This is a genomic window from Pantoea sp. At-9b (assembly GCF_000175935.2).
GTDB lineage: Bacteria > Pseudomonadota > Gammaproteobacteria > Enterobacterales > Enterobacteriaceae > Pantoea.
On sequence record NC_014840.1, the window covers coordinates 45,741 to 71,237 of the forward strand.

The window sequence follows — 25,497 nt, forward strand, 5'->3', positions numbered from 1 at the left end:
TACTTTACCTTCCTGAAAAGGAGTTTTGTATATATGGAAAATACCTCACCATGAATAAGAGTAAGAAGATTGTGGTTTCTATCATCGGTGTTGCGCTGCTTCTGCTGGGCTTGGCTCTGGCAGCAGGTGGCGCATATCTGGTGACACTGGGCGGTTCCTGGTTCTATCTGCCCGCGGGTCTGGCAATGGCAGCCAGCGGCTTAGGTTTGATCCGGCAAAAAGGCTGGGCGTTGTATGTCGCATGGGCGTTGCTGGTTGTCAGCCTGATCTGGGCTTTCAGCGAATCAGGTACCGACTTCTGGCAGCTGGTGCCGCGTACCGTCACCTTCCTGGTGGTGGCGCTACTGGTGACGCTGTGTGCCCCAACCCTGCGTAAATCCGACCATACCTCGGTTATCCCCTGCAAATTAGCCGGTCTTGGCTCGGCGATTCTTGCGCTGAGTATCATCGCCATCTTTGCCAACATGTTCCGCGTCCACCCGGAAGTGGAAGCCAGCAATGAAAAATTGCCGGTGCTGGATGAACACGCCGCCGATAACAGCGGCAACGACTGGACGGCATGGGGACGAAATACCGGTGGTCAGCGCTTTGCGCAGTTCAATCAGATCAACACCACCAACGTGCAAGATCTGAAAGTGGCCTGGACCTACCATACCGGCGATTTAGCCATTAACGGTTCTGAGTATCAGGTCACGCCACTCAAAGTCGGCAACACCATGTACCTGTGTACCCCATTGAACAAGGTGATTGCGCTTGATCCGGTCAGCGGCAAAGAGAAATGGCGCTTTGATCCGAAAATTGAAGAGACATCGGGCAACAAAAGCTGGAAACGCTGCCGTGGCGTGGCTTACACCGAGTTGGGTGATGCACCGCAGGATGGCTCCACCCCGGCGATCGCCGGTAATAAGCGTATTATCAGCACCACGGTTGATGGCCGCATCTTCTCGCTGGATGCCGAAACCGGCAAGCTGGATGAAAGCTTCGGTGACAACGGTTTTGTTAACCTGCTCAACGGGTTGGGACCGACAGCACAGGGTTCTTACTATCTGACTTCGGCACCGTTGGTGGCTGATGGCGTGATTATGGTTGGCGGTAAACTGAACGACAACCTGACCACCGGTGAAGCCTCGGGTGTGGTGCGTGGTTTTGATGCCCGTAGCGGTAAGCTGTTATGGGCATGGGATGCCTCCCGTGGTGCGAAAGACAGCTCGCCGTTGCCGGAAGGGCAAGACTATGCGATTGAAACGCCGAACTTCTGGGGTACTGCGGCCTATGATGCGAAGACAGGCATTGCCTACTTCCCGACAGGCAACCAGACGCCGGATTTCTGGACCGGCAATCGCCATGCGTATTCTGACGAATATAACGATGCGGTGGTCGCTGTTGAGCTGAAAACCGGTAAAGAGATATGGCATTTCCGTACTGCCAACCAGGATCAGTTCGACTATGACGTCTCTTCGCAGCCGATTCTTTATGACATGCCAGGTAAAGATGGCAGCATCACGCCGGTACTGATCCAGTTAACCAAGCGCGGTCAAATCTTTGTGCTGGACCGTCGTAACGGAAAACCGGTGATTCCGGTGGAATATCGCCGCGTATCAACCGATGCCATGCCAGGGATGAAAGTGGCGGAAACCCAGCCCTACTCTGCCATCTCAGTCGGCACTGCCGCACTGAAAGAATCGGATATGTGGGGCGCATCGATTTTCGACCAGCTCTACTGCCGTGTGCAGTTTAAACAGATGCGTTGGGAAGGCGAGTTCACGCCGCTGTCGGATAAGCAGCGCACGCTGATTTATCCGGGCTACTACGGTGGCTTTAACTGGGGCGGCGGCGCGCTTGATGTCTCTACCGGCACGCTGATCGTCAACGATATTCGTATGGCGCAATGGGGCAAATTCATCAAACGTGAAGATGCAGCACGCATCGGCATGAAGCCGAGCACCGAGGGTGAGTATTCCGAGCAGTTGGGTACCCCCTGGGGTGTCGAACGCTCCATGTTTATGTCACCGCTGGGCGTGCCGTGCTTTAAACCGCCGTTTGGTTCGATGACCGCCATCGATCTGGCAAGCGGTAAAACCCGCTGGCAGGTGCCGATGGGTACCATCAAGGATGCTCCGATTCACGGTGTCGCGCCGGGTCTGGATATCCCGCTGGGGATGCCGACCATGGGTGGACCGCTGGTGACCAAAGGCGGCCTGACCTTCTTCCACGGCACGCTGGATTACTACCTGCGTGCGCTGGATAACAACACCGGTAAGGAGTTGTGGCGTGGTCGTCTGCCGGTCGGCGGACAAGGCGCGCCTATGACCTACATCGGCGAAGATGGTAAGCAGTATGTGGTCGTGGTTGCGGGCGGAGCAACGCGCACCGGGACTAACGACAACCGGGGTGATGACGTTATCGCCTACGCCTTGCCATAAGCATCAGCAAGAAGGTGCCCGTTAAGGCACCTCTCGCAGCGGCGCGGCTTATCGCGCCGCTGACGAATTTCTCCCCGCAAAATCGCCTGCGACACAAGTTGTCATACCCAGGAGGAAAATTGGCGTTTTAAAGGAGAGAAACATGCTGAACGCCAATACGATTGAACACCTGCCGACATCTGATAATCAGCGCAGCTTGCAACTGCGGATCTACCGCCTGTTATTTCGCCTCGGCGCGCATAAACAATTTATTACGCAACAAGGATTCGGCCATCCAGCGTTAGTGGAATTCTTCCATTTATCCCACCTCCAGGACCAGGAATTCACAGCACAGTTGCAACAATCGGTACTGCGGGAATTACGCCAGCGCCATGCTGAGCTGGAGCAACAACCCGCCCTCCTGCCTTTGTCCGATTTCGAACACGCGGTGGCAACGCTGGCACGGCGCATCGGCCTTAACGCGGCGGAAAGTGCCATTCTGGCCTTTACGTTGCAACTGCATCAGGAGCTACTGCTTGATGAAACCGCTGAATGGCTGGGAATGATGACATTGACCAAGGTGTATCGGGTGCTGTCGACATTGCTCGATCTGAGCGAGAACGAGGTTCGTATGGCGTTAGACCCTGGCAGTTTGCTGATGCAAACCGGTCTGATCCGTCTCGAAAGCAGCGGGTCGCATTCATTGCGTAATAAACTCGAACCCTTCTCCCTGACGCTGAGTGAACGCCTGTATGCCGGTGAAACCGAACCCGCCATGCTATTACAGGGAATCATCACGCGTTGCACGCCAGCACACCTTAATTTCAGCGATTACGCACACCTGCCAGCGGTGAACGTGGTGCGCCAGTGGCTAAATTATGCACTGCAATCACGCCGCGTAGGGGTGAACATTCTCATTCACGGACGCCCCGGCACCGGAAAAAGTCAGCTTTGTCGGTTACTGGCTGAAGAACTGCAAACTGAGATCTATGAAGTCGCCAGCGAAAATGAAGCGGAACGGCCGATCAACGGCAGCCGCCGCCTGAATGCCTGTCGCGCCGCACAACGCTTTTTCCACGGTGAGAAAACACTACTCCTGCTTGATGAAGCGGAAGATGTCTTTACCGAAAGCTCGGGGGCACTGAGTGCGCTCTCGCTACCCGTGCCTAAAGCGTGGATCAACCGGTTGCTGGAAGAAAATATGCTCCCCACGCTGTGGGTTTCTAATGATATCAGTAGCATGGACCCGGCTTTTATTCGCCGGTTTGATATCGTTTTAGAGCTAACGCCCCCTCCGCTCCCCCAACGGGAGGCGCTGCTGCGCGATAGCTGTGGCGCAATACTCACACCCGGTGAGATCTCTCAGTTAGCCAGCTCACCCTGGTTGACGCCCGCCGTCGTGCAGCGCGCCGGCACAGTCGTGACCACGCTCAGTCACCAACTGGCTGACGAAAAACCCAATGAATCTTTAGTCTTTTTAATCAATAACACCCTAAAGGCACAGGGCCATGCGCCGATAAGACCCACAAGCAATGCCCGAACTCCCGCCCTTTATGACATCGCGTTCGTTAACAGTGATATCTCATTAGGCACCGTAACCGCCAACCTTGCGCCTGAGGATGCTGTGCGCTTTTGTCTGTATGGCCCGCCGGGAACCGGCAAAACAGCTTGGGCGCAGTGGTTAGCGAAACAGCTGGGGCTGCCATTAATGGCAAGAAAACCGTCCGATTTTTTTGGCCGTTATGTGGGCGAGAGTGAACAGAATATTGCTGCGACCTTTGAACAGGCCCGACGCGATAAGGCCGTGCTGCTGCTGGATGAGATCGACAGTTTTCTCGCGACCAGAGAGGAGGGTCAGCATCGTTGGGAAATCAGTTGCGTGAACGAAATGCTAAGTCAGATCGAAAGCTTTGACGGGATTATGGTCACCACCACCAATCGGTTTGAGGTACTTGACGCCGCGGCCATACGCCGTTTTGACCTCAAGGTCCGTTTCAATTTCCTCTGCGATTATCAGTCAGTGGCATTGCTGAATCTGTACTGCGACAGGTTACAGCTCGGAGAACCTTCTGCGGCGGCGATGAATGCATTAACGAAATTAAGCTCGTTGACCCCGGGCGACTTTTTCGTGGTGTCGCGCCAGCACCGCGTCACACCGTTCCACACAGCCAGTGATTTTGTTACCGCGTTAAAGACCGAGTGTTGGTTAAAAAAACGGGAGAAGCCCGCGATCGGATTTTTGCATTAAACCGCGCCGGATGAATAAAAAAGGGAAGAAAAAGTGGCTAAAAGACCCGAAACGATAGAAACCACCTTGTTGGCTATTGAGTTATTGCGGCGTATTCCGCGTGGCAGAAAAATTACCGCCCGGGAACTGCATGAACAGTTATCGCATGCAGGCATCGAACGCGATTTACGTACCATCCAGCGCCATCTGGAAATGCTGTGTAACCATTTTGATATCGAATGCGACTTACGCAACCGCCCCTATGGCTACCGCTGGTTAGAAAACTCACGCGGCGTATCGCTACCGGTGCTCACCCCACAAGAGTCGCTGCTGCTGGCGATGGCGGAAGCACATCTGAAACCCATTCTGCCGACCCGGCTGATCAAATCCATGACGGGCTTTTTTACCCAAGCGCAGCGTAATCTTCATGCCAGCGGGCAAAGCCGTCTCGAAGCCGAATGGCCAGATAAAGTACGCGTGGTGGCAACCAGCCAGCCGCTGTTGCCTCCCCCCATCGCGGAGGGGGTTTTTGAAGCGGTGAGCGAAGCGCTCTATCTCAATCACTGGCTTAAACTCACTTACCGTAATGCAGCAGGCAAAGAGAGTGAAAATGCGGTGATGCCGCTTGGCCTGGCGCAACAAGGGCCACGTCTGTATCTGGTGTGCCGTTTTGAAGGGTACGACAACGAACGCAGCCTGGCGCTGAACCGCATTCTGGCGGCCAGTGTCAGTACCTTCAGTTTCGAACGTCCCGCCGAGTTCAACCTGAAAAAATATGATGACGATGGCCGCTTTGGTTTTGGTGAGGGCCACCAAATCTATCTGACCTTCGAAATTGATCGGGCGGCTGGGCTACATCTGATTGAGTCACCGCTCTCGACAGATCAGACCCACCGTGCCATCCCGCCTGATCGCCTTGAGATCGCCGCGACCGTAGTCGACAGCGCCATGCTGCGCTGGTTTCTTAACGCCTTTGGTGATGCGGTGAGCCATGTCCAACGTCACCCGATTACCGAAAGCGATGCGCTACGATGAACAGTATCACCTGGGGTCTGTGCGCCCCGGCAACGGTGCCATCCGTCAGAAGGACGCGCAGCCTGCAACTCAATGACACGGTCGCTCGCTTCCACCAGCTTGCCGTGCCGGGATTAGGCGGCGTCTGGTTTGCCCGTCAAATCATCATGGCACTTCAGGGAGTGTCGATAGCCCGCCAGCTGGACAATGGCACCAGCAATATCGAAGCGGCCAATGCGATTGAGGCACTTTGCTGCTGGCAAGGGTTTGAACAGGGTGGGCAGGGCGATGCGCGCCTGCGCGGCGTGCGTAAAATCAAGGGGCTGAACGCTAACCGCGTGACATTCAACGCCGCCCGCAAACGGTCATTTTATGTCACTATTCCGATGCGTATGGGGACGATTGAAGTACTGCCTGCACTGGGATTGGTCTCACCACAACGCAGCTTTAACGCATTTCATTGTACTGAGTTGGGTGAGCAACTGGTCAGGCTGGAAGCAGCGCAACGGAAAGTGCTCAGCAGTTGGATCGCCGATCCCGACCAAAAAGCGCCCAAGGGGCTACTTTCCCCGATCGCCCCTTTGTCACTCAATGCACGCCAGTTGATACGCAGCCAACTGCAACACGCGGGTGGCGAAGCGGATCGCCAGCGACGCAGTGCTGCCCTGCTTTGGGTCGATCGTCTGCGGCAATCTCCACCAGCGGCCATCCGTTGGGACAAACACCCGAAGGAGATCGCTGCCGGGCACTGGCATGACCTACAGGCCGGTGCCTATTTCTTCGCAACACGCCATGCGGCGCTGGCACTGCTGGAAAGTGTCGAAAGTGAGATGGCACAACGCAGCAGCGGGATGCACATCGATTTACAGCTTTCCCTCCCGCCAACCCTGCTTGCGGCGATAGATGCGGTGCGGCAGCCTGCGCAGGCATTTCTGGCGTTGCAGCACCATGATGCGGCTGCCAACCAATTTTGCCATGAATGCAACCAATCGCCTGCCGCAATACTGCGCGCGCTGGTGCAGCGGGACGGCCATATCCTCAAACTCAATGGTGAACAGATTGACCCCGGTAGCGCGTTTCGCGGCGCGCCAGCCGATGCTGTTGCAACGAACGAAGAAGAACCCGTTGAGCAACCCGTTTCTCAAGACTTCTGGCCTGAACATATCTCCCGCCGGATACGCAATCTTTTTACCCTGAACCTGGATCTACAGGGTGAGATGTCGGACTGGCTTGAGAAAAGGCGATTATCATGACCTGTTCATTGGTTGACTACTTTGAAGCACCACGCGGCTACAGTGGCCACTTTGGTTGGCTGTGCGGCTATTCCGCCAGCGATGATTTTCTGGCCTCTGCGCTGGAGCGTTTTACCGGCCTGAGTAAGGCGGCACGCGCGCACCTCGGGCAAAGCAAACTCGCGTTGTTTCTTAATGTGCATAATGCGCCTATCTCGCCGATTGAGGTTCCCGGCGTCGTGCATTGTCAAATGCGGACACCGCCGCCCTGGAAGCTGTTGCATGCCAAAGTGGCGATCCTCGGCTTTAAACCTCATGACGAGCAACATGGCTGGCGGATGCGGCTGTTGGTCAGCACCGGTAACTGGACCAGGCAATCGTTGGAAGAGAGTCTGGATGTGGCATGGTGCCTGGAACTGTCCGCTGCGGCGCTGCACGCACCAGGACCGGATGTGCAGCAAAGCTGCGCCGATTTCCGTGCCGCTCAGACACTCTTTGACGAGATTGCCATCTGGTGTGATACCTCGTTGCTATCGCTGACAGTCAATAACCAGCCGGTACTCAGCAGTCTGGCGCGACAGGAAGTGGAGTCGTGGCTGGCCCAATGCCGCAAACACGCCAGAGGAACGTCCCGACTGGTGGATAACCGTAAAAAATCGTTGTTTAGCCAGCTGAAGAGCTGGCTATCCGCCGCTCCCGAGCGGGCTGGCAAACGTAATTATCTGGCGATGGGTTCCGGTTTCTATGAAGGTGGCACCGGCAGCAGCACATCCGTGCCGCAAAAAATTGTGCAGCTGTTGCAGGATGAGGCCGTGTTAACCAACACGGCGAAAATTGAACTGTATGTCAATCCGCACGCCTGCCAGGGGATAGCCCGCCAGGCCGAGGCATTGAAACAACAGGGCATCACCCTTCGGCTGCCGGCGCAATCCACCAGGATTGAGCGTCTGCTGCATGCCAAATTCATTTTCAGTGCCAACCACCGCGCGGCGAATGACATGCTGACACGTGCCTGGCTTTATCTGGGATCCGGCAACCTCACCGGTCCGGGTTTTATGCAGCGCATGAAACCGGCGGCGGGGAATCTGGAGGCTGGCGTGTTCTTTTGTCCTGAGCGCATGATTAAAACCGCCGTCAGAAAGCAGGCGACGGACATTGCCCTGAGCCAGTTGCTCCCCATTCAAAGCGACCACGACGGCGCTGATCTGGACTTTCCTCTCAGCGCAGGCCAAGAGATGGACGAGCGCCCACCCCACTTCGCTCCGCCGATCAGCGGTTTGCAGTGGCAAGCCACTGGTGAAGACAAAGGTTTGCTTTCTCCAATATCCACCCCCGCGACGGACATTATCGTGTTGGATACGGCAGGTGCGCCCTGCCCGCCGCTGTCGCAGGGCTTTGTCTGGCAGGGAGACATGCCACGTAGCGTCACCCTCTGCTGGACGGCTGATGCGTTGACGCATCGTGCCACTATCCCGGTGATTGATGAGCTTGGCCGTATTGCCGCCACCCCGCTGCGCCGCCTGAACCTGGACGAGGTACTCTGGCAGATATCCCATTTTCCACAAACACCGGACATGGAAGAGGTGGAGTCACAAGGCACGCAAGGTGACCTGCTGCTCAGTAGCGAGCATAGCTGGCACGATGAAACAGCATCGACATCACAACCCATCCGGCAAATGATGGCCTTGATCGAGAGCATTGCGGATTGCCAGACCAATCTGGCCGAACATCAATGGCTTTACTGGTGTCGCAGTCTTGAGCAAACGTTGATGCAGGCTAGCGGCAACCCGGAGATCGCCCGTTTCACCGATTTACACATCAATCCGTTGAGTGCATTAAAAGCGGCACCCTTCCGTCCGACATTTGCCGAGGCTGACCACAGCCAGGCGGGACAAGACTATCTGCAAATGTTGTCACGTATCGAAACCGCCTGGGGTGTCAGTGACCTGTGTGCGTTCCCGGAGACAGTGAATGAATAATACTTTTGCGGGTTGGCCCTATGTCGCCCAATTATTGCGCGAGATGGTTGATGCGTCGCGCATCAAGCTGACTGCCGGACAGCAAGCGGCGTTGTTGGCAATCGCCGAACGCATTGAGCGCCACGGCGTGATTCTGGCTGATGAAGTGGGTATGGGTAAAACCCGGATCGCCGCCGCCGTGGCCCAGTGCGTGATTGCGGCGGGTGGCCGGGTAGCGGTACTGATTCCCGGTGGTCTGGCGGCCAACTGGCGTGAAGAATTGCAGACATGCGGTATTAACCCGAGCGCACCCTTGCTGAGCCTGCGGCAATTTATCGCCGCCTGGCACCCTGACAGCAACACCACACCGTGGTTTGAACAACCGTGTCTGATGATCTCCCACGCGATGGCCGTCTGGCGGTTGGGGAGCAATAGCCCGGAAAAGCGCTGGGGTCTGCTCCCGGCCCTGGTTCACCGTTGGCAGCACAAAAACGATTGCCCTGACCTGTCCACCCCTGAACTCTGGCGCGCGGCGCGTCTCATCTGTAAAGCAATCAAGTCCCTGCCTGCCACGCATCCGGCAAAGAAACAGATTGCCCGGCTGGTTAAACAAGCCGATTGGGACAGTCTGCTGCTGGACGAATGCTACAGCGCACATTACGAACAGCGCCACCAGCTCGCCACCAGCGTCGGGCTGGGGCTGGGCACGTTTGAGTTGGTCATTGTCGATGAAGCCCATAAAAGCCGGGGTGCCGATAGCAGCCTGAATCGCCTGCTGGAAGAGGTCATTCAACTTGGCAGTGAGGCGCGTCGTCTGGCGATCAGCGCGACACCCATTGAACTCAACAGCCGTCAGTGGCAGCAGATGCTCGGACGCATTAAGGTCAACGCAGAGACTATGCTGCCCGCCATCAACGAGTATCAGTCTGCGGTGGCACAGGTGCGCACTGATTATGCCAACAGCGAAGTACAACAGCGATATTACCAGGCCTCTGCCGCGTTCGAGCAGGCGCTTTCACCTTATCTGTTGCGGCGTGACAAACGTGAAGACGAGTCAGTACAAAAGTTCCTCCAGCATGGTAGCCCTGTTTACCGACGTAAGCAGGAGATCGAAGTGGACACCTTTAGCTTACCGATGAACTGGAAACAGGCAGTCTGTGCGGCCGAAGCGCTGTCGTTTGTTAACCGTCTGCATGAAAACAGCCGCGCCAAACGGGTACGTCTCACCTTCAGCAACGGTCATGGTGTCTCCGCCCTGCTGAATCAACCAGAAGACGCGGCGCTGGAAGCCCATGACGAAGAACGGCAGCAGGCAGACGACAACGCAGACACAGGCGTGATGGCGGGTAAACGTCAGCAGCGGGCAGCATGGTGGCAACAACAACTTAGCGCTGCCATGTTGGCAGATAACGAGGGCTCATTGTTCAACCATCCCGCCATCCTTGCCACGGTGGAGGCTGCCGAGCGTGTCTGCGCCGACGGCGAGAAGGTATTGGTTTTTGGCCGCTACACTCAGCCGATGGCAACTCTGGTGCAGTTGCTGAACGCGCGCGCGATGTTGCGGACGCTGAAGACACGCGGAGAGTATTGGCCACAGGCAAAGGTGCATAACGAGGAATGGCCTGCTATTCAACATGCCTCACGTCAGCTTTACCACTGCGAAGTCAATCGGGGCGACATTGAAGCCCAGTTGAGTGCGCAATACAAAAGGCTGGAAAAGCAACGACGCGATTTTCGTCGCCATCTGCTGGCGTTGCTGAAACAAGGTCTCGCCAATAGCACGGACCAGGGCGTGCAGGCGCTCTTTGCCGTCTTTGAACAATCCGTCAATCTCAATCCGCAACACCACGATTTAGCCAGCGTGGCGAATGCACTCTACACGCTCACCGGCTCAGCAGAACAACGGCGTTCACCGGCTCATCTTGCCGCAGCGTTTGGCGATTTGGTGAATAGCGCACGAAACCGTGACCAGTTTGACGCCGTTGAGAGTGACGAAGATGAGAGTCAGGTTGCAGTACAGCAGTGGCAACACGTACTGGAGATCATCCACCAGGAATACAGCCGTCGGGAAAGTGGTTATGCTCGCCTGATGGACGGTAACACCTCGCCCGCCACCCGGAATCTGCTCAATCTGGCATTTAATCGCCAACACAGCCATCCTTGCGTGCTGGTGGCGCAGTCGCGCGTTGCCCGGGAGGGGCTGAACCTGCATCTGGCTTGCCGCACAGTGATTATGCTGCACCTCGAATGGAATCCGGGGGTGGTAGAACAGCAAATCGGACGCGTCGATCGTTTAAACAGCCTGTGGCAAAACATGTTGGACGAGGCATTGGCCGCCGGCAAGCGTGGCGAGGCGCTGCCGACGATCAATTTCTCTCCGGTTATTTTTAAAGGCACCTATGACGAACATCACTGGCACATTCTGTGTCAGCGTTGGGACAACCTGCGCGCGCAACTGCATGGCAATCCTTTTCCCCTCAGTGTGCAACCCGCTGATGCTGGATGTCGGGCCAGCATGCAATCGATCCTTGATGCCGCGCCGAACTTTTCCCCGTTGCGCAGAGGGAAAGCAGGAACCGATGATGTCTCATAGCCCACGCTCATAATAAATATCGAAATCGCCCTCACCTGTCGTGAAGAACGAAGAAGCCCGCCAGTTCGTTGTTAATCACGATTTTCCATATGAGGGTTGATCGCTACAATGTGCGGGCTAACATTTCAATCGGAACTTATGCAGCGGAAAAATTCTGCATATGTTCCATCACGGCTTTTGTCTAAAATAATGAGATTTTCTACAGATCGAGTAATCGATGTATAGATAATTTCAGGGGTATCCTTGTCATCCATGATATAAAATACGGTTTTAGACTCCAGGCCTTTAAAACTGTGCGTGGTAGATAGTTTTATAAGTCCGCTATTCGGATAGAAATGGTTTTTCTTTGCCCTTCTTACCCTTTCAATCTCAGGTTTTATTTCATCATTCTTATTAATAACGTCTCGCAACCCATCTGCTGATAACGCTTTCAAACTTTCGGCACTGTACCTCTCTTTGCAAAGCATGAATAACTCCGCGAGTTCCTCATAGGTTTCAAACATACAGTGGGTTTTCTCAAATTCATTCAGCTTTTCATTTAACCGCCGAATCAAGTAGATGTTAGAGGATAAGATTACAACATCATTCGGATTAAAGTTATAACTTCTGATGTAAGTCTGAATTCTTTTAAAACATTCATCTTCCCAATCCAAACTGCAAGCGTGGTATTTTATAATATCAAAATTCATACCTGCCTGTATGTTATGTTGTTCAAATAGCTCGGAGTCAGAATATTTTTCCACTAAATACTTTAATTGATAATCTTTGAAAAGCTGGTTCAAAGGTGAGTCAAGGCTGGTCCGATAGGACCGCTTCAACTTTTTCCAATTTCCAAATCCTAGTGTGATGACAGCCGCTATTTTGTTATCTCTCTCGTAGATATTTTGCGACTCATCACTAAAAAGGATCATTTCCCCATCGGGATAAAGAAAATTGTCGCGAATGATTTTAACCCAAGAGCTTTCAAAATCCTGCACTTCATCAATCAATATCGTCTGAAACTTCCCTACCGCAAACTCACTAAATAAATCGCGCTTATATAGCTCATTGAAACCATATTCTTTAATCAAACGAACAACATCTTGCGCTGTTTCATTCAGTTGTGAATTGAAAAATTGGTGATAATTCGTAACCGCAAAATGTTGATTGTCTCTATATCCAAGAATGTCGCTAATTCTATCCTTTATAAGGTTTTTCAATGTAATATTGAATGTCAAAATCAGAACATTATCATCATGTCGGAGGAAAGCGTTTACAGCACGATTGGCAATGATGGTAGTTTTTCCACAACCAGCAACCCCCTTAATTTTCTCTTTTCCAGGTTTGCTGACCGCCAGCTTAGTCTGACTTTCATCCAATGGGATTTTTCTACCTTGCTTTAAGGTATGATCGCTGGGCATGAGTCGTCTTTTAAAATCATCGTAAACACGATCATCGAAGAGGACATGTGGCTTAAAGCTTTTGATCTTTCTAACAAGATCTTGTATCCGATCTAAACCATAAATCATGGCCTTATCTCTGGATAGTTTTCTTTTCAAGCCCGCGACTTTGTCTGCTTGTTGATTGTATTCAATATTGGATATTTTTTCCTGCCTGTATTGTTCATCCAACTGTCGAGAGCGTAACACTAATTCATTCTGGGCATGTGAATATAAGTTATCGATTGCCAATCGTTCACTTTCGTGCAGGTAGACAAACGGGTGTACAATGCTAAAGAAATTGCGATTTTTCAAATACGATAAACCCAGCACAGGCAAATGCAGGTTATATAAATTCGATTTATATCTGAAAGCTTGCGACTGGGGTGAAGATATATGAGATATCCCTTGCCCGGAATGGACATGCCATTTGTTAAAGCAGTCTATACTATAATTATTCAAGTTATAGTCTTTTACTTCAACAATAAAAATAGCCGTATTTTTCTTCAAAATGATAAAGTCTGGCCTGTCACCATCAATAAAGGAATTGAAGAAAATCTCGTAGGTATCATCCAAACTCTCTGAAAGATAATTCAGTAAGTGAAGTTCGCCGGCAGTGGGCGTCACTTTTAAGCGCAGTATGTTTTCTAACGTTGGGTAAAGAATAGCCATGCCAGCTCTCTCGTTATAATAAAAAATCTACAGCACACAGCATGTTCTGGGAAGAAACAAGGAATTGGTAGCAACACCCCTTTTAAATCACAAGTTTAAAAGGGGTGCTGCCTTAACTTTAGTTAAAAATTTATAGAAACCTGACGCGCGTTGTCAAGTATTTCTGAAATATCTATTATTGTCTTAGGCCACCAGCTGTAAGCGAGTCTTCAGTAGGTGGTGATTATATAAATTGGTCTAATGAACATTTCGTCTTGATTGCCAGGGTTTTTGCAATAAACGCATTGGCGGCTGTATAAATGGCCTTAAAGGCAGTTAACCCATAAAAACCCCTTAAGTTAAGTGCAGTAAATAAATGATTTAATAACTTGAATGCAGTGCTATCTGCGATTTAAAATTAGCAATGACCATCATGATTATTTGCCACTGTCAGGCCGCCCTTTGCTGCCACTGCCCGTGGCGATGCCAAAACTGGCCTTGACGCTGATTATACGATCCTCCCCGACTTCAAGGGGGGCCGTGGCGATGGCTTGTCTTATTTTCTCGGCAATAGCAAATAAGTCTTCCTCGTCAATTTTGGGCGTCACAATGATAAATTCCTCACCGCCATAGCGTGCAACCATATCTTCTTTTTTTCGCCAGCGTTCTTTTCTCTATCAATTTCAGATCGAGGATGTGTAAGGCTGAGAAAACCTCATCAATTTCTTTGGCCATGCCGAGTGTTTTCTTACCTTTAGGCAGGCTCTCATCTTCCGATAATGAAACAATGTTATCGCGCGCGAGCCGTCAGTTCAGAGCTTTCACAAAAAAAGAAGGCGGCTTGCACAAATAACCTTCACACAAAAAGTGCAGGATTAAACTTTTCTGCACCATCGTAACGCCCACCTGATGATACTGCGATAAGCCAGCCGCACGCGGGTTGGTATTCTTCCCGCGCCTTAAACCTTATTTATATCGCTGTGATGTCTGTCTGCTCTGGTGTTTCTCATTTTGAGAAATCGGTTATCGAAAATCGGTAACGGCAAATAACGGGCATTGGCGCTGCTCTTGCTTCAGCAGTGCCATCTGCTTTTGTTGTTAACTTTTCATTGATCGCTGGAGAACGGTATGGCTCGTTACAAGACAAGACAGATTCACAAGTATGCCTTTACTGCATTACTGTTGTGCTGCGCTTCTTACAGCTATGCAGGTAAACAGAACGACACGCTGGTTTATGCCTCTGATAACGAAGTGGAAAATATCAGTCCTTATCATAACAACCTGCGCGAAGGCGTTATTCTGGCGCATCTGGTGTGGGACACGCTTATTTATCGCGATCCCAAAACCGGCGAATATAAGCCGGAATTAGCCTCAGACTGGAAGTGGGAATCCCCGACATCATTATTAATTCATCTGCGCAAAGACGTTAAATTCCACAATGGCGATCCCTTCAGTGCTGATGATGTGGTTTACACCTTCCAGAATATCGCTGGCCCTAATACCGCCTCCGTGGTGCCGCAAAGTGTTGACTGGATCGATCATGTAGAGAAAGTCGATGACTTCACCGTGCGTTTGCACCTGAAACAACCCTTCCCGGCGGCACTGGAGTACCTTTCCGGTCCGACGCCGATCTACCCGGCGAAATATTTTCAGCAGGTGAAACTCGAGGGTTTCAGTAAAGCCCCGATCGGCACCGGACCCTATAAGATCGTCAAGGTGATCCCCGGCCAGGGGGTGGATATGGTGAAGAACCCGGACTACTTCAAAGAAAGCCCACAGGGACAACCACATATCGGTAAGGTGCAGTTTGTGGTGATCCGCGACCCGGAAGCCCGTGTCGCCCAGCTGATGACCGGCCAGGTAGACTGGATCTGGCGCGTAGCGGCCGATCAGGTCGAGCCACTGTCGACCATGCCCAATATCGCGGTGAAAAGCGGTGAAACCATGCGCATCGGTTTCCTCGCCCTCAACACTAATGCTACCGGTCCCGAAGCGGCTCCGCTGAAAGATCTGCGTGTCCGCCAGGCCATCAACTACGCGATTAACCGTCAGGGCATTGTCGATAACCTGGTGCGTGGCGGCAGCAAACCGGTTTACACCGCCTGTTTCCGTACCCAGGTGGCCTGCGATGACAGCAAAGTGATTCAATACAATTACGACCCTGCCAAGGCGAAGCAACTGCTGGCAGAGGCGGGCTATGCCAACGGTTTTGACACCGATCTGTGGGCCTATCGCGAACGTGATTACGCGGAAGCGATTATCGGCGATCTGCGTAAAGTCGGGATTCGCGCCCGCCTCCATTTTGTGCAATATCCGGTGATGGCGACCGCCCTCAGTTCCGGTCAGGCACCAATGGCCTTCAACACCTGGGGATCGTTCTCGATTAATGATACCTCGGCGTTTACCACCCCATACTTTGGCGGCAAAGGCAGCGATATCTGGAAGGATGCAACGCTGACCGCGATGCTGAAAAAAGCCGATGCCACCGTCGATGCCAAACAACGCAATGAAGAATACGCCGAGGCGCTGGGGCGCATCTCTGCCCAGGCCTACATTGCGCCGATGTTTTCCTACTCCACCCACTACGCCTTTAATGCCGATCTGAACTTCCAGGACTGGCCGGATGAATTGCCGCGCTTTGCCCAGTCCAGCTGGAAATAAGGAGCCGAGTTATGGTGCGCTTTATTATTAATCGGTTGCTGGTAGCGCTGGCGGTGCTGTTCACCGTGGCGGTTGTCAGCTTTTCCCTGCTGCATCTCTCGGGGGATCTGGCGATAGCCATTGCCGGACCCGATGCCAGCGCGGAAACCGTGGCACAGATCCGGGTGCAGAATGGGCTGGACCAACCGCTGGTGGTGCAGTTCTCCCACTGGTTCTGGTCGGCGCTACACCTCGATTTTGGTCGCTCGTTCTATTTTGAGAACACCGTGATGGATCTGGTTGGGCAGCGCATGCCCATCACCCTCCAGCTCGGCGGCGTGGCGCTGCTGCTGGCGTTGGTGGTGGCGATCCCCCTTGGTGTGGTGGCGGCGGTGTTCCGCGACAGTTGGGTAGATCGCTGCGCGATGTTTATCTCGGTGCTGGGTCAGGCGATCCCCAACTTTTGGTTTGCTCTGGTGTTGATCCTGATTTTTGCGGTGGGGCTGAAATGGCTACCGGTGGCCGGTAACGGTAGCTGGCAACATTTTGTTTTACCCGCGGTGGCGCTGGGATATTACGCCATGCCGTCGCTGATGCGTCTGACGCGTTCCGGCATGCTCGATGTGCTGGGTGCGGATTATATCCGCACCGCCCATGCCAAAGGACTCAGTGCCTTCAAAGTGGTGGTGAAGCATGGTCTGCGTAACGCCATCATCCCGGTGGTGGCGCTGGCAACGGTGGAACTCGGTTTTATGTTGGGCGGCTCGGTGGTGATTGAATCGGTGTTCTCGTTGCAGGGGCTGGGGCAACTGGCATGGGACTCCATCTCCCGCAACGACTTCCCGGTAGTGCAGGCCATCGTGCTGATCATCGCCATCTTCTACATCGGGCTGACGTTCCTGGCGGATGTGCTTAATGCGGTGCTCGATCCCCGTTTGCGTAGCAAATAAGGAATCTCAATGAAAACGACTATGGCAGGAACCATGAAAAACGTCCTTAGCCCGGAAACCGGTCTGCTGCCGGAACCCACGGCGTGGCAGCGCCTGTGTCGCCGCATCTTTGGTCATCACAGCATGACATTGGGCGTGGTAATTCTGGGGACCATCGTTCTGCTGGCGTTGCTGGCCCCGCTAATTAGCCCACACGATCCCTTTGCCCAGGAAGTCAGTCGACGCCTGGTGCCGCCGGTTTGGTTTGCGAAAGGCGAATGGACACACCTGTTGGGCACCGACAAGCTTGGGCGCGACTATCTTAGCCGTCTGTTGTATGGCGCTCGGGTATCGCTGGTCATTGGTCTGGTCTCCGTGATGATCTCCGCGCTGATCGGCGTCACCCTTGGGGTGCTTGCCGGTTATTTCGGCGGACGGGTTGATGCGGTGGTCAGCTACCTGTTGACGGTTCGACTGGCGATGCCGGTGATCCTCGTCGCGCTGGCGCTGGCCTCGCTGATTGGCGGATCGGTCAAGGTGGTAATTCTGCTGCTTGGCCTGCTGCTCTGGGATCGCTTTCTGATTGTCTCGCGCTCCGTCACCCGGCAACTGCGTGAGGCCGAATTCATCGCGGCAGCGAGAACGCTCGGCGCATCGTCGCTGTTTATCATGCTGCGCGAAATTCTGCCGAATCTGCTCGGACCGTTGACCGTGGTGGTGACGCTCGAAATTGCCCACGCCATTTTGCTGGAAGCCACCCTGTCGTTTCTGGGGCTGGGCGTGCAACCCCCGATGCCGTCCTGGGGGCTGATGGTGGCAGAGGGCAAAGCCTATATGTTCTTTCAGCCGTGGGTGATTGTGATCCCCGGTGTGGCGCTGGCGTTGTTGGTATTGAGTATCAACCTGGTGGGTGATGGTCTGCGCGATATCACCGCACTCGACGGCCGCAACTAAGAGGGAAATGAGATGAACCAGACTGATGCACCGCTGCTGGAAGTGAAAAACCTGCGCGTGGATTTACAGACTCCGCGTGGCACGCTGCACGCCGTGCGCGGCATTGATTTCAGCGTCAATCGCGGCGAGATGTTATGCCTGGTGGGCGAATCCGGCTGCGGCAAATCCATGACCTCGCTGGCGATGATGGATTTGCTGCCGCGCAATGCCCGACGTCAGGCCGACAGCCTGCGCTTTAAGGGCCATGACCTGCTGGCACTCAACCGGCGTGAACGCACGGCGATGCGCGGCAATAGCATGTCGATGATCTTCCAGGAGCCGATGACATCACTGAATCCATCCTGGACGCTCGGCGAACAGCTGTGTGAAACCCTGCTGGCGCATCGTAAGGTTTCGCGTGCCCAGGCGCGGGAACGTGCGGTGTACCTGATGGAGCGCGTGGGCATCCCGCAGGCAGCGGATCGACTGAAACAGTATCCGCATCAACTCTCTGGTGGCCTGCGACAACGCATCATGATCGCGATGTCGCTGATGTGTGAACCTGAACTGATCATTGCCGATGAACCGACCACCGCGCTGGATGTCACCATTCAGGCGCAGATTCTGCGGCTGCTGCGCGAGTTGCAACAGGAAATGGGTATGGCGGTGATCTTCATTACCCACGACCTCGGCGTGGTGGCGCGTATCGCCGACCGCGTAGCGGTGATGTACGCCGGGCAGGTGGTGGAAACCGCTCCGGTCGATGAACTGTTTCGCCAGCCGCAGCACCCGTATACCCGTGGGCTGCTGGGCTGCATTCCGGTGGCTGGCCGTACTCAGCCGGGGCAACCTCTGCCCACCATCCCTGGCGTCGTGCCTAATCTGACCGGTCCGCAACAGGGCTGTGCGTTTCGCAACCGCTGTAGCCAGTGCCAGGAGGCCTGTAACGAGAACCCGCCTTATCAGCCGCTGAATGCGCAGCATCAGGTACGTTGCATTCGTCCTTTGTCCATCACGGAGGCGCTATGAGCAACCTGACACCGCCGCATATCGCCGGTAATGAGGATATCGCGCTGGAGCTGTGTGCGCTGAGCCGGACCTTTCGTCTGAATCGTGGCCTGTTTAAGTCCCCGGCGGAGATCCGCGCGGTCGAAAATGTCTCACTGCGTATTCGGCGCGGCGAAACGCTGGGGCTGGTAGGTGAATCAGGCTGCGGCAAAAGTACTCTGGCAAAAATGTTACTGGGGTTGCTGCCACCCACCACCGGCAACGTGTTGATTGAGGGGCGCGAAGTCGATGCTGCCGACCGGCGTAAATTGAGCGCGCGTATTCAGCCCATTTTTCAGGACCCCTACTCTTCACTTAACCCGCGTCGTACCGTCGCGGATGTTGTCGAGGTGGCTTTGCGGCTGCATAACATTGGCACGGCGGCCGAGCGGAAAAAGCAGGTGCGGGAAATGCTGGATCTGGTGGGCATGCCGTCTCGCACCCATAGCCAGTATCCGGGGCAACTTTCCGGCGGTCAGCGTCAGCGTGTCGCCATCGCCCGTGCCTTGATTCTGCGCCCGGAGATTCTTATTTGCGACGAACCCACTTCGGCGCTGGATGTCTCGGTACAGGCGCAGATCCTTAATCTGCTGCTGGCGCTGAAACAGGAATTCTCCCTGACGTATCTGTTTATCAGCCACAACCTGTCAGTTGTGGAGCATCTGGTTGATCATGTCGCGGTGATGCGTAAAGGCCAGATTGTTGAACAGGGAACGCGCGAGCAGATCTTTAACCAGCCACAACATCCTTATACCCGGGCGTTGCTGGCATCAGTGATGACCCCGGAACCGGGCCTCGGTATTCCGGAAATTGAAGGAATCGACGGATAATGACGATCACACGTGAAACGACGCTACAGGCGGCGCTGGACCATTTTCACACCGGTGCCTTGCGTGAGACGCTGGCGCGCCGGATCCACTACCGCACGGAGAGCCAGCATCCACAGCAGATGGCTTACCTCAATGAAGAGATGATCCCGTACCTGACCGCGCTGGGATTCCATTGTCAGGTGGTCGCCAATCCCGAGGCGGGAAAAAGCCCGTTTCTGCTGGCGCGCCGCCTGGAAGACGCGGCCGCCTTTACCCTGCTGACTTATGGTCACGGCGATGTGGTGCCGGGCGATGAGGCGAACTGGCGCAGCGGCCTGAACCCGTGGGAGTTGAGTGTCGAGGGCAATCGCTGGTACGGGCGCGGGACGGCCGATAATAAAGGCCAGCACAGCATTAACCTCGCGGCACTGGCGCTGGTGTTGAAGGCACGTAACGGACGGCTGGGTTATAACGTCAAAATGATTCTGGAGATGGGTGAAGAGATCGGTTCACCGGGTTTGGAAGCGGTTTGCCAGCAGTATCGCGACTGGCTGGCCGCCGATCTTTTTATCGCTTCGGATGGCCCACGCGTGACAGCGTCACGTCCCACCTTGTTTCTCGGCTCCCGTGGCGTATTTAACTTTACGTTGCAGGTGACATTGCGTGATGGCGCACACCACTCTGGCAACTGGGGCGGTTTGCTCAGTAATCCTGGTATCCGGCTGGCCCATGCGATTGGAACACTGGTGGACGCCAATGGCCGGATCTTGCTGCCTGCGCTGTTACCCCCGCCGTTATCGGACAGCATCCGTCATCATCTCTCCGACCTTGAGTTAGGTAATGCCCCAGGTGACCCGCTAATCGCCGCGCAGTGGGGTGAACCGGGCCTGAACGCGGCCGAGAAACTCTATGGCTGGAATACGCTGGAGACGCTGGCGATGATCAGCGGCAATCCCGATAAACCGGCCCACGCCATCCCGCCAACCGCGCTGGCGCATTGCCATATGCGCTATGTGCCGGGCAGTGACGTGGACAACTTTGCCAGCCATATTCGCCAACATCTTGACCAGCAGGGTTTTCACGATGTGGCAGTGGTGGCACCGGTGAACTGTTTTAAAGCCACACGTATTGATCCTGAAGACCCGTGGGTCAGCTGGAGTCTGGCCTCGATTCACCGTTCAACCGGGAAGGACGCCGCCGTGCTGCCCAACTTCGGCGGTGGCTTACCGAATGCCTGTTTTCTTGATACGTTTGGAGTGCCCACGCTGTGGATTCCGCACTCGTATCCGGCGTGTTCCCAGCATGCGCCCGATGAGCATCTGCTTGCCGATGTGGCCTGCGAAGCGCTGCAAATCATGACCGGTTTGTATTGGGATCTTGCTGAGCAGGGCCGGGAGGTCATGCGCGATCGGCAAGGCTGATATCACGGAGGCCCTGTGCACAATACTGAGATTCGTTACTTTATGGCGGTGGCGACCACCGGTTCGATCAGCGCCGCCAGCCAGCAGTTGTTTGTCGCCATCTCCGCCATCAGTCGGCATATTCAGCGGCTGGAAACCCGGCTGGGGGTCACGTTGTTTGAACGTAGCCCTCGCGGGATGCAGCTCAATGACGCCGGACATATTCTGGCAAACCATGTCCGCCGCAGTATGGCGGATATGGAGTTGGCCGTCGCTGAGCTGAAAGGGATCAAAGCCGTCGATCAAACCACCATTCGGGTGGTGTGTACCGATGGCTTGGCGTTTAACCTGCTGCCCAATCTGATGGCGAAGTTTCGTCTGCTCCATCCCCGCGTCAGTTTTATTCTGACGGTCGGCACCGGCAGGCAGGTGCCGGAACTGGTGCGTAACGGTGACTGTGATTTGGCGATCCGCTTTACCCTGTCCCCCGAGTCCGGTGTGGAGGTGCTGGCGTCATTTCCCTCGCCGGTGCTGCTTTTTATGAAGGACGATCATCCGTTGGCGGAGCGGGATATTCAGTTGGCGGATTTGAATGCCTGGCCGGTGGTGCTGCCAGACCAGTCAGCGACCATCCGCCAGCTGTTTGACCTCTCCTGCCGCATGAATAATGTCTTTATCGACCCCGTCTTCACCTGTAACCACTTCTCCACACTGTACGACTTTGTCTGCCAGACCCCTGGAGCCATCAGCGTCAGCAGTCATTATTCGATTATGACGCGCGCACGTCAGGATGGCCTGATCATCAAGACCATCAACCGCGACCAGTTGAGCCAGCGCAGCCTGCAATTGCAAAGTGAGATGGGCAAACCGCGCAGTGCGATGCTGGATACTTTTTTTGTTTTTCTGCGGGAAGAAATTCAGTTGCGGGATCAGCAGTGTCGGAAAGAGTTTGATTTGCAGTTTCGTTGAATCAGGTCCGTAGCGGCGCGATTTATCGCGCGAATTTAAGCTGAAAAAACAGCGCGATAAATCGCGCCGCTACGAATAAATTATCCCGAGGGATTAACCGTTACGGAAGATGTAGCTGTAAGCGCTCAGGGCTGGCGCACCGCCCAGGTGGGCATACAACACTTTCGAGCCTTCCGGGAACTCGCCATTACGCACCATATCGATCATGCCCTGCATGGATTTCCCTTCGTAAACCGGGTCGGTCAGCACCCCTTCGGTACGGGCGCACAGGCGAATCGCTTCCAGCGTACCTTCGCTGGGTAAACCGTATTCCGGGCCGCCGTAACGGGTATCCAGCACCACGTCTTCTTCGGTGATTTCACGTCCCAGTTCAACCAGGTTAGCGGTATTCTGCGCAATGCGCAGGATTTGCGCTTTGGTTTTCTCAGGTTTCGCTGAAGCATCAATACCAATGACATTGCGTGAGCGGCCGTCAGCGGCAAATCCTACCACCATACCCGCCTGGGTACTGCCGGTAACCGAGCACACGACGATGTAATCAAATTTAAAGCCCAACTCTTTTTCTTGCTGACGCACCTCTTCGGCAAAGCCGACAAAGCCCAAACCGCCGTAAGGATGCTCTGAACATCCCGCCGGGATCGGGAAGGGTTTGCCGCCATTCTCCGCCGCTTCTTCCATTGCCTGCTTCCAGCTTTCACGAATTCCGATATCAAAACCGGCAGCGTCCAGACGTACATCGGCACCCATAATGCGTGACAGCTCGATGTTGCCGACGCGGTCATAGACGGCATCGGAATAATTCACCCAGTTCTCCTGCACCAGCACACATTTCATCCCGAGATGTGCAGCCACTGCGGCAACCTGACGTGTCTGGTTAGACTGCACGCCGCCGATTGAGACCAGGGTGTCACATCCCTGCGCCAGTGCTTCCGGGATCAGGTATTCCATCTTACGGGTTTTGTTGCCGCCGAAAGCCAGGCCGCTGTTGCAGTCCTCACGCTTGGCATACAGTTCCACTTTGCCGCCTAATTCCGCACTCAGACGTTTCAACGGGGTAATCGGCGATGGACCAAACGTCAGAGGATAACGGGGGAATTTTTCAAGATTCATAGCTTCTCTCCGGGATATATGAAGTCGCACGCCGTAAATTATGCTGCGCTGTTGATATTGGTTTGCCAAATAACAATATCCCATCGTGTTTATTTTTCACATTTCGTTTTAATGCACTTTTTTCTAATAAATTACGATCGTGCCAGTGTTTTGCGATTTAAAATTACATTTTTCAGCTATAGCACGAAATAAAATTAACATCGCACTCGGAATGATGTTGCGTAAAATGCACACATCTTATTAAAAATCATAGAGTTAGGTTGCTGTGGCAGCATGCCATCACTTCGGCGCATGCCCCCTGAAGCCACCGTTGAACGCATAAGGCTAACAATGCTATTTCTTTGATCATTCATCCCTCATATCAATAATGAATGATCACATGAGTGAAAATTACCAATATGCGAGCAGCGCCAGACAAGGAATGCTAAAAGGCATTATTTTATTAGTTATTGCGATTGTTTTATGGGGTTGCAACTGGCCAATGATGAAAGCGGGACTTTCGCATATCACACCTTTGTGGTTTTCTACGCTACGTTTCTCCACCAGCGCGCTAGTGCTTTTTTTATTACAGTTATCGACCGGGAGAATACGTATTCCGGGTCGCCGAGAGTTGCCGGTCATATTCAGCGTTGGCCTGTTGCAGATGATGGCTTTTACTGCTCTGGGATGTATTGCGATGAATTACCTGCCCGCAGGGAAATCCGCAGTACTGGCATATACGACGCCGTTATGGGTGGTGCCCGCATCGGTGATACTCTTTAAAGAAAAATTATCGTCGTTCCAATTGTCCGGTGCGTTAATTGGCATTATTGGCATCGTGGTATTATTTGACCCGATTGCCATCGACTGGCGCGATCACGGGCAGATTATCGCGAACGGATTGTTGCTGCTGGCCTCACTTTGCTGGGCGATCTGCATTCTGCATCTGCGCCGTACCGGCTCCAGGCTTAATGCTTTTGAGCTGGCCCCGTGGCAAATGTTGCTCGCAACCCTGGTGCTACTGCCGCTGGCGTGGGTGTTTGAGGGGCGCTGGAGCGGCGATAACTCGCGCGAACTGTTAGCCATAACCTTGTTTGTCGGGCCGGTCGCCACCGCTTTCTGCTTTTGCGCGGTCAATGCGGCCAGTGCATGGCTATCTGGCGTCACCCTTTCTTCAATGATGCTACTGGTGCCGATTACCGGCCTGCTGGTATCGGTCCCTGCGTTGCATGAACAGTTGACCTTGCCGCTGGTGGCGGGTGCGCTGTTGATTGCGCTGGGTATTGCGTTACTGACGCGGAAAAAAGCGTGATGATCATTTTATAAGGGAATTTGCGTGGTGGAGAACACCTCGCGCAAACCAATAAAAGAACGGATCTGTCGTACTCCAGGCAGGAATAATAACTGCTCCGCGTGGAGTTTATTAAAACTCTGGTTATCTGCGGTGCGGATTAACATAATATAATCGAACTCACCACTGACCATATGGCATTCCATACAGCCGCGTATTTTACCGGCCTCGCCTTCGAAGTCTTTAAATGATTCAGGGGTGGAACGATCGAGGACAATGCCAATCATCACCACCAGCCCCGCATTTAATGTTTCTGGGTTGAGCAAAGCTACAGTGTTTTTAATAAAACCGAGCTTTTTTAACCGTTCGACACGGCGCAGGCACGCGGGAGGGCTGAGGTTGATTTTTTCAGCCAGAGCCACATTCGCAATAGAACTGTCGCGTTGTAAAATTCGGAGTATTGCCATGTCAAAGCGATCGAGTGTTTTATCACCACCTGTGATGTCTGGACTTTTCTTCTGCTCCATGATCTCCACCTTGTATAATATGAATATCTTATTTTTATCATAGCCTGTTCTTATATTTTTCAATGGCTACGAGAATGACTTGTTTGCATCCTTTCATTGGAATATAAAAAAATCAACTCCAGTATTGATGAAGGTGAAAATGGCTTCGATTGATATCTATATCTCTGAACGCTTGCGTCAATTGCGCAAAGCGCAGGGCTGGAGTTTGAGTGAAACAGAGAGAATGACCGGGGTGAGTAAATCGATGTTGGGTCAGATCGAGCGGGGAGAATCCAGCCCGACGCTGGCTACCATCGAAAAAATCTCTGCCGGATTCCGGCTCACGTTAAAGGACTTCCTGAATCTGTCTTGAAGCAGGAACCGGCGCA

18 protein-coding genes and 1 pseudogene are annotated in these 25,497 nt (G+C 53.8%); 15 read left to right on the forward strand and 4 right to left on the reverse strand.

Going from position 1 to position 25,497, the window contains the following annotated elements:
- Nucleotides 1-50 precede the first annotated feature (50 nt).
- The 6 genes from PAT9B_RS26025 (at nt 51) to PAT9B_RS30495 (ending at nt 11,426) form a co-directional block, all read left to right on the forward strand.
- Complete coding sequence (locus PAT9B_RS26025) at nt 51-2,423, forward strand: membrane-bound PQQ-dependent dehydrogenase, glucose/quinate/shikimate family (protein WP_013512268.1); 2,373 nt, start codon at nt 51-53, stop codon at nt 2,421-2,423.
- Between the two features lie 142 nt (nt 2,424-2,565).
- On the forward strand, nt 2,566-4,650 hold the full coding sequence (locus tag PAT9B_RS26030; RefSeq protein ID WP_013512269.1) for an AAA family ATPase: 2,085 nt from the start codon (nt 2,566-2,568) through the stop codon (nt 4,648-4,650).
- Between the two features lie 33 nt (nt 4,651-4,683).
- Nucleotides 4,684-5,664, forward strand: a complete 981-nt coding sequence (locus PAT9B_RS26035; RefSeq protein WP_013512270.1) for a YafY family protein — start codon at nt 4,684-4,686, stop codon at nt 5,662-5,664.
- Nucleotides 5,661-6,896: a hypothetical protein gene (locus PAT9B_RS26040; protein ID WP_013512271.1), complete on the forward strand. Its 1,236-nt coding sequence runs from the start codon at nt 5,661-5,663 to the stop codon at nt 6,894-6,896. Before PAT9B_RS26035 ends, PAT9B_RS26040 begins: the two co-directional genes overlap by 4 nt.
- Nucleotides 6,893-8,854: a hypothetical protein gene (locus PAT9B_RS26045; protein WP_013512272.1), complete on the forward strand. Its 1,962-nt coding sequence runs from the start codon at nt 6,893-6,895 to the stop codon at nt 8,852-8,854. Before PAT9B_RS26040 ends, PAT9B_RS26045 begins: the two co-directional genes overlap by 4 nt.
- Entirely contained in the window at nt 8,847-11,426 is a 2,580-nt protein-coding gene (locus PAT9B_RS30495) for an SNF2-related protein (RefSeq protein WP_013512273.1), read from the forward strand. Before PAT9B_RS26045 ends, PAT9B_RS30495 begins: the two co-directional genes overlap by 8 nt.
- Nucleotides 11,427-11,551: 125 nt before the next feature.
- Here PAT9B_RS30495 and PAT9B_RS26060 read toward each other — a convergent pair whose 3' ends face one another.
- Both PAT9B_RS26060 and PAT9B_RS26065 read right to left on the reverse strand, forming a co-directional pair.
- Nucleotides 11,552-13,516, reverse strand: coding sequence for a nuclease-related domain-containing DEAD/DEAH box helicase (locus PAT9B_RS26060; RefSeq protein WP_013512274.1), 1,965 nt, complete (start codon nt 13,514-13,516; stop codon nt 11,552-11,554).
- 416 nt (nt 13,517-13,932) lie between these two features.
- Nucleotides 13,933-14,142, reverse strand: a pseudogene (locus PAT9B_RS26065) (GGDEF domain-containing protein); the annotation flags it as partial.
- A gap of 481 nt (nt 14,143-14,623) precedes the next feature.
- Here PAT9B_RS26065 and PAT9B_RS26070 point away from each other — a divergent pair.
- Genes PAT9B_RS26070 through PAT9B_RS26100 form a run of 7 tightly spaced genes read left to right on the forward strand, consistent with a single transcriptional unit; the run spans nt 14,624 to nt 22,222 of the window.
- Nucleotides 14,624-16,156 carry an ABC transporter substrate-binding protein gene (locus tag PAT9B_RS26070; protein ID WP_013512275.1) on the forward strand — a complete coding sequence of 511 codons (1,533 nt, stop codon included), beginning with the start codon at nt 14,624-14,626 and terminating at the stop codon, nt 16,154-16,156.
- An 11-nt stretch (nt 16,157-16,167) separates the two neighbouring features.
- Nucleotides 16,168-17,085: an ABC transporter permease gene (locus PAT9B_RS26075; protein ID WP_013512276.1), complete on the forward strand. Its 918-nt coding sequence runs from the start codon at nt 16,168-16,170 to the stop codon at nt 17,083-17,085.
- 9 nt (nt 17,086-17,094) lie between these two features.
- Nucleotides 17,095-18,018, forward strand: coding sequence for an ABC transporter permease (locus PAT9B_RS26080; RefSeq protein WP_013512277.1), 924 nt, complete (start codon nt 17,095-17,097; stop codon nt 18,016-18,018).
- Between the two features lie 12 nt (nt 18,019-18,030).
- Nucleotides 18,031-19,026, forward strand: a complete 996-nt coding sequence (locus PAT9B_RS26085) for an ABC transporter ATP-binding protein (RefSeq protein WP_013512278.1) — start codon at nt 18,031-18,033, stop codon at nt 19,024-19,026.
- Entirely contained in the window at nt 19,023-19,874 is an 852-nt protein-coding gene (locus PAT9B_RS26090; protein WP_013512279.1) for an ATP-binding cassette domain-containing protein, read from the forward strand. The genes PAT9B_RS26085 and PAT9B_RS26090 overlap by 4 nt, the downstream gene beginning before the upstream one ends.
- A gap of 5 nt (nt 19,875-19,879) precedes the next feature.
- On the forward strand, nt 19,880-21,274 hold the full coding sequence (locus tag PAT9B_RS26095) for a M20 family metallopeptidase (protein ID WP_041526260.1): 1,395 nt from the start codon (nt 19,880-19,882) through the stop codon (nt 21,272-21,274).
- A 15-nt stretch (nt 21,275-21,289) separates the two neighbouring features.
- Complete coding sequence (locus PAT9B_RS26100) at nt 21,290-22,222, forward strand: LysR family transcriptional regulator (RefSeq protein WP_013512281.1); 933 nt, start codon at nt 21,290-21,292, stop codon at nt 22,220-22,222.
- 93 nt (nt 22,223-22,315) lie between these two features.
- Here the strand turns inward: PAT9B_RS26100 and PAT9B_RS26105 are convergent, their stop codons facing one another.
- The gene (locus tag PAT9B_RS26105) at nt 22,316-23,332 is read right to left on the reverse strand and encodes a 1-aminocyclopropane-1-carboxylate deaminase (RefSeq protein WP_013512282.1); all 1,017 of its coding nucleotides are present in this window, start codon (nt 23,330-23,332) and stop codon (nt 22,316-22,318) included.
- A gap of 379 nt (nt 23,333-23,711) precedes the next feature.
- On the opposite strand from PAT9B_RS26105, the gene PAT9B_RS26110 reads away from it, so the two are divergent.
- Nucleotides 23,712-24,623, forward strand: coding sequence for a DMT family transporter (locus tag PAT9B_RS26110; RefSeq protein WP_049792254.1), 912 nt, complete (start codon nt 23,712-23,714; stop codon nt 24,621-24,623).
- Between the two features lie 8 nt (nt 24,624-24,631).
- On the opposite strand, the gene PAT9B_RS26115 is transcribed toward PAT9B_RS26110, so the two are convergent.
- Nucleotides 24,632-25,129 carry an Lrp/AsnC family transcriptional regulator gene (locus PAT9B_RS26115; RefSeq protein ID WP_013512284.1) on the reverse strand — a complete coding sequence of 166 codons (498 nt, stop codon included), beginning with the start codon at nt 25,127-25,129 and terminating at the stop codon, nt 24,632-24,634.
- 139 nt (nt 25,130-25,268) lie between these two features.
- Between PAT9B_RS26115 and PAT9B_RS26120 the strand changes: the two genes are divergently transcribed.
- Nucleotides 25,269-25,481 carry a helix-turn-helix domain-containing protein gene (locus tag PAT9B_RS26120; RefSeq protein ID WP_013512285.1) on the forward strand — a complete coding sequence of 71 codons (213 nt, stop codon included), beginning with the start codon at nt 25,269-25,271 and terminating at the stop codon, nt 25,479-25,481.
- The last annotated feature ends 16 nt before the right edge of the window (nt 25,482-25,497 follow it).